This window comes from Pseudovibrio sp. Ad37, from assembly GCF_001623075.1.
GTDB lineage: Bacteria > Pseudomonadota > Alphaproteobacteria > Rhizobiales > Stappiaceae > Pseudovibrio.
Window position 1 is genome coordinate 1 of sequence record NZ_LMCF01000149.1, and the last position, 3,988, is coordinate 3,988.

At 48.3% G+C, this 3,988-nt stretch carries 3 protein-coding genes and 1 pseudogene; 1 reads left to right on the plus strand and 3 read right to left on the minus strand.

The window, feature by feature from the left end; genetic code table 11:
• Positions 1–334: pseudogene (locus tag PsAD37_RS19060) on the minus strand (transposase); the annotation flags it as partial.
• A 486-nt stretch (positions 335–820) separates the two neighbouring features.
• Between PsAD37_RS19060 and PsAD37_RS19065 the strand changes: the two are divergent.
• Positions 821–2,533 carry a M10 family metallopeptidase C-terminal domain-containing protein gene (locus PsAD37_RS19065; protein ID WP_063297488.1) on the plus strand — a complete coding sequence of 571 codons (1,713 nt, stop codon included), beginning with the start codon at positions 821–823 and terminating at the stop codon, positions 2,531–2,533.
• A gap of 72 nt (positions 2,534–2,605) precedes the next feature.
• On the opposite strand, the gene PsAD37_RS19070 is transcribed toward PsAD37_RS19065, so the two are convergent.
• Both PsAD37_RS19070 and PsAD37_RS19075 read right to left on the minus strand, forming a co-directional pair.
• The gene (locus PsAD37_RS19070) at positions 2,606–2,965 is read right to left on the minus strand and encodes a transposase (RefSeq protein ID WP_063297489.1); all 360 of its coding nucleotides are present in this window, start codon (positions 2,963–2,965) and stop codon (positions 2,606–2,608) included.
• Positions 2,966–3,560: 595 nt separating this feature from the next.
• Positions 3,561–3,988: IS110 family transposase (locus PsAD37_RS19075; RefSeq protein ID WP_153039805.1), on the minus strand; the 428-nt coding region annotated here is incomplete at its 5' end.

Consider the following 3,988-nt stretch of genomic DNA (forward strand, 5'->3'; position numbering starts at 1 on the left):
CTCATTCGTCGGCCTCCCCATCGCCTGTCATGCTTTTTTAAAGAAGCTGCAGTTCAAGGGCCTGCTCTGCAAACACTTCTTTGAGGTCGCGAGCTTCTTTACGCAGCTGCTTAACCTCACCGGTGTTGGCCTGACGGGCGGTGTCACCGGCAAGCCGTTTCTTGCCAGCTTCACGAAACTCTTTGGACCAGCTGTAATAGAGCCCTTGAGAGAGCCCTTCCTGCCTACACAACTCGGCAATGCAGTCCTCGCCGCGTAACCCGGCAAGTACAATGCAGATTTTGTCTTCAGTGGAATAGCGCTTGCGGGTCTTGCGCCGGATATCCTTGACCATGCGTTCTGCAGCAACGCTTGCAGTCTTGGTATTCTGCCCCACATCTCACTCCTGTCGTCATGATCATGGGCCAAAACACTCCCTTATTCAATTCAATCGATCTGTCCATAAGGCGGCGATGACAAACAGGGCACATATCAACATGCTCCACGAGTACGACTTATCAGAGGAAAAACTCCGCGATGTCCTCTGAAACATCCCCCTGAAATCAGCCGCGTGAAACAGCATCCAGAACAAAGAGGCCAATCCGGGGGAAACCAAGTCGCTGGCAGAACTTAAGAAAATCAATGTTGAAACCTGCATATATTTACACCGAATGACTCATACATGTAAAAATTACGAAGAATGTCTTTTTCAATTATAAGTATTGCTTAAATATATTAATGAATACTATTTATATATTTAAATATTGCAAGAATCATATTTAATTTTATACTTATCTGATTACTTTTATATTAGGGGATGTAGAAAATGTGTAAATTATGCATGATGAATCAACTGCATGTAACTGCAGAAAGCATATCCTACAACTCAAGTGTCACAGAGCAAAAAGCGGCCCTCAGCGCTCAAACTGCCGATGGGGTTTCAGCACAGGTCGAGGTGACGGATTTCTTAGCAAATACTCTAGTCATGAATGAGGGAGAAGATGCTGACGCAGGGCCCTCGACGCAATACCTCATTGCCGCAGGGGATAGCTTTTCAGGTACACTTGAAACCAATGGGGACCGCGACTGGGTGGCGATCGACCTTAGTGCGGGATCAAATTATACGATCAACCTTAATGGGAGCGGAGCTGCGCCGGTTACAGATACTTATTTAAGAATATACGACGCCTCAGGAAACCTAGTTGCGTTTGACGATGACGGCGGGTCTGGTTTAAATTCATCTTTAAACTTTATAGCATCCACGTCAGGCAGATTTTACATCAGCGCCGCTGCCTACTCAGATGGGCAGACCGGAAGTTATACTGTCAGTGTGGAGGAGACCTTGCCTCCATCACCGCTGGATGCGCTCGATTGGGGTGGTTCAGCTGTAGATACAACAAATATTTCTGTCTACTTTGCGCAAGCTGGTGAAGTTTTTGATGGCCAAAGTTCAGATGGTTGGACGCAGGCGCAGATTGATGGTGCGATGGCGTCGTTAAACGACTTATCGCAAGGGACAAATCTCACTTTTTCGGTAGCAAGCAGCTCAAATAATGCAGAGTTTAAATTTGTAACATCTGCCTTTGGCGGCAGTACTTATGCCTATATGAATCCTCCGAGTGAAGCAAATCCAGGCGTAGCCGTTTTCAATACCTCTAATATGAATTTAGCAAACCTAGATCCAGGCTCACTTGAGTACTTTGTGTTTCAACATGAAGTTGGTCATGGACTGGGTATGGCGCACCCTCATGATACTGGGGGCGGTTCCAGTGTGATGAACGGGGTTTCTAGCTCACGCGGCGATTACGGTGACTTCGATCTCAATCAAGGTATCTATACCATGATGAGCTATAATGTTGGCCATGCAGAGCTTTATCCGGAATGGCCGAGTACTTATGGCGCGACGGTGGGCCCTATGGCGTTCGACTTGGCGCTTCTACAGGAGAAATACGGAGCAAAAGACGCAAATATAGATAATAATACATATCTCCTACCAGAACTTAACGGTTCGGGCACATTTTATTCGTGCATCTGGGACACCGGCGGTATCGATACAATCGCGTATACGGGCTTCAGCAGCGTCAATATCTCGCTTGTAGCCGCTACTCTTGATTACAGCAGCACAGGTGGTGGTGTACTCTCCTATGCAGAAGGCGTGCGCGGAGGGTATACCATCGCCAATGGTGTTGAGATAGAAAATGCTTCTGGTGGCGCTGGCAGTGATACTGTTGTTGGAAACTCCTTGGAGAATGTACTTCAGGGCTTCTCCGGCGATGATTTCCTTGATGGTGCTCAAGGAGATGATCTTTTAGAAGGTGGTGCGGGACGTGATACCTTTAGTTTCACGAGTATAGGTGACACTGACACTATTGCTGACTTTCAGGACTCAGTTGACTTTATTCAACTCGGCTCTGAATTTGGCGCGAATTCCTTTACAGAGCTGTCTTTGACCAATAGAGATGCCGACGTCATTGTCGCCTTTGGAGATAGTGAGATCATTTTACAAAATACGGTTCTCTCACTTATTGGCGCCGAGGACTTCATCTTCGTTTAACTTAAAATCCCAACATTGGGGTGTAAGGTAAGCGTTTGGCGAAGGCGACCTACCAACCAGTAACGGGCCCTGTTACGCTGACATTGCAGCGTAACACCACGGCATGAGGTCGTTGATGCGGGTGATCTTGTGATCAGCGATCTGGGCCAGAATCCACGTAAGCCAGGCTTGGGGGGCCACATTGTTGAGCTTGGCTGTTTCAATGAGGGTATAGGCGATTGCCGCAGCTTTACCGCCACCTTCAGATCCCATGAAGAGATAATTTTTCCGTCCAAGAGCCACAGGTCTCATTGCCCGCTCGGCGGTGTTGTTGTCGAGCTCCAGAGAGCCATTGTCGGGATAAGGCAGTGCTTTGGGCAGGCGCGTGAGGGCATAACGAGTTGCTCCGGCCAGCGACGACTTGCTGGATATTCTGGAAAGCCATGAAGGCAAATTACAGACCGAAAATCCACTTATATCGCCTGTTCAGTTTTCCCGAACCACCTCTGAAGATCAAATTCTATAGCGTTAGGTCGCTCTCACCTAGCGCTCACGAATATCCAAATTCCGCCACTATTTAAAACCAATTGGCTCGCACGAGAAATATCTAGCGTGAGAAAAAACCACAGTTAGTTGCAACATTCAAAAGAACTATAGAAATGCCAGTATGGCCGATTGTAGCCTTTCTAACGATCACTCTTAGTATGTCGTAGTGATGACCATTACCGACAGTCGCCTAGTTACGAAGCTGCTCTACCTTGAGCAAGACGCCAAATTTGGATTGACTTCAATCCGCTTGGCGCTGAGGGCCATTATGTATGGACCGCCTGCGTTTCGCAAGAGAGTTTTCACTTGGAAGCTTGAAGTCGCTACTATGTATCCGACCTGTTTATCGGCACGCGGGCCGTGGCCTTGATGGTAATACGCACGTACCTACAGTCTAATTAGCGGACAGGTTACTTAGAACCATTATGGCCCTCTGACTTTGGGTGCGTTCTTTCTTCCGTTCCATGTTTATACTCTGTCGCGAACTTTAAGGAGGTTCTGGTTAGATCGCCTCCATATCAGTTGTATGGCTGTCAAACTCCGTGCAATTGTACAATACACTCCAGGCGATCCTTGCCAGCTTATTGGCCAAGGCAACGGCCAGTTTATTCTTATGCATTCGCTTGGATGCCCGCTCCAGCCAGTCTCCGAAGCTCAAGTTATGCCAAAGTTTCGGTCGCATCATCAAAACGTGTGCCGCTTGCACCAACAGCATGCGTAAATAGCGATTTCCGGCTTTCGATATTTTGCCCAGGATGGACTTGTCTCCTGTGCTGTACTGCCGGGGGACCAGGCCTAACCAGGCGCCAAGGTCTCGTCCGCGTTCAAAAGCAGATCCGTTGCCGATGGCGGCCACCAGCGCGGTGGAGATGATGGGTCCGATGCCGGGGATACTCATCAGCAGTTGGCAGCCAACGTCATATAGCCCAG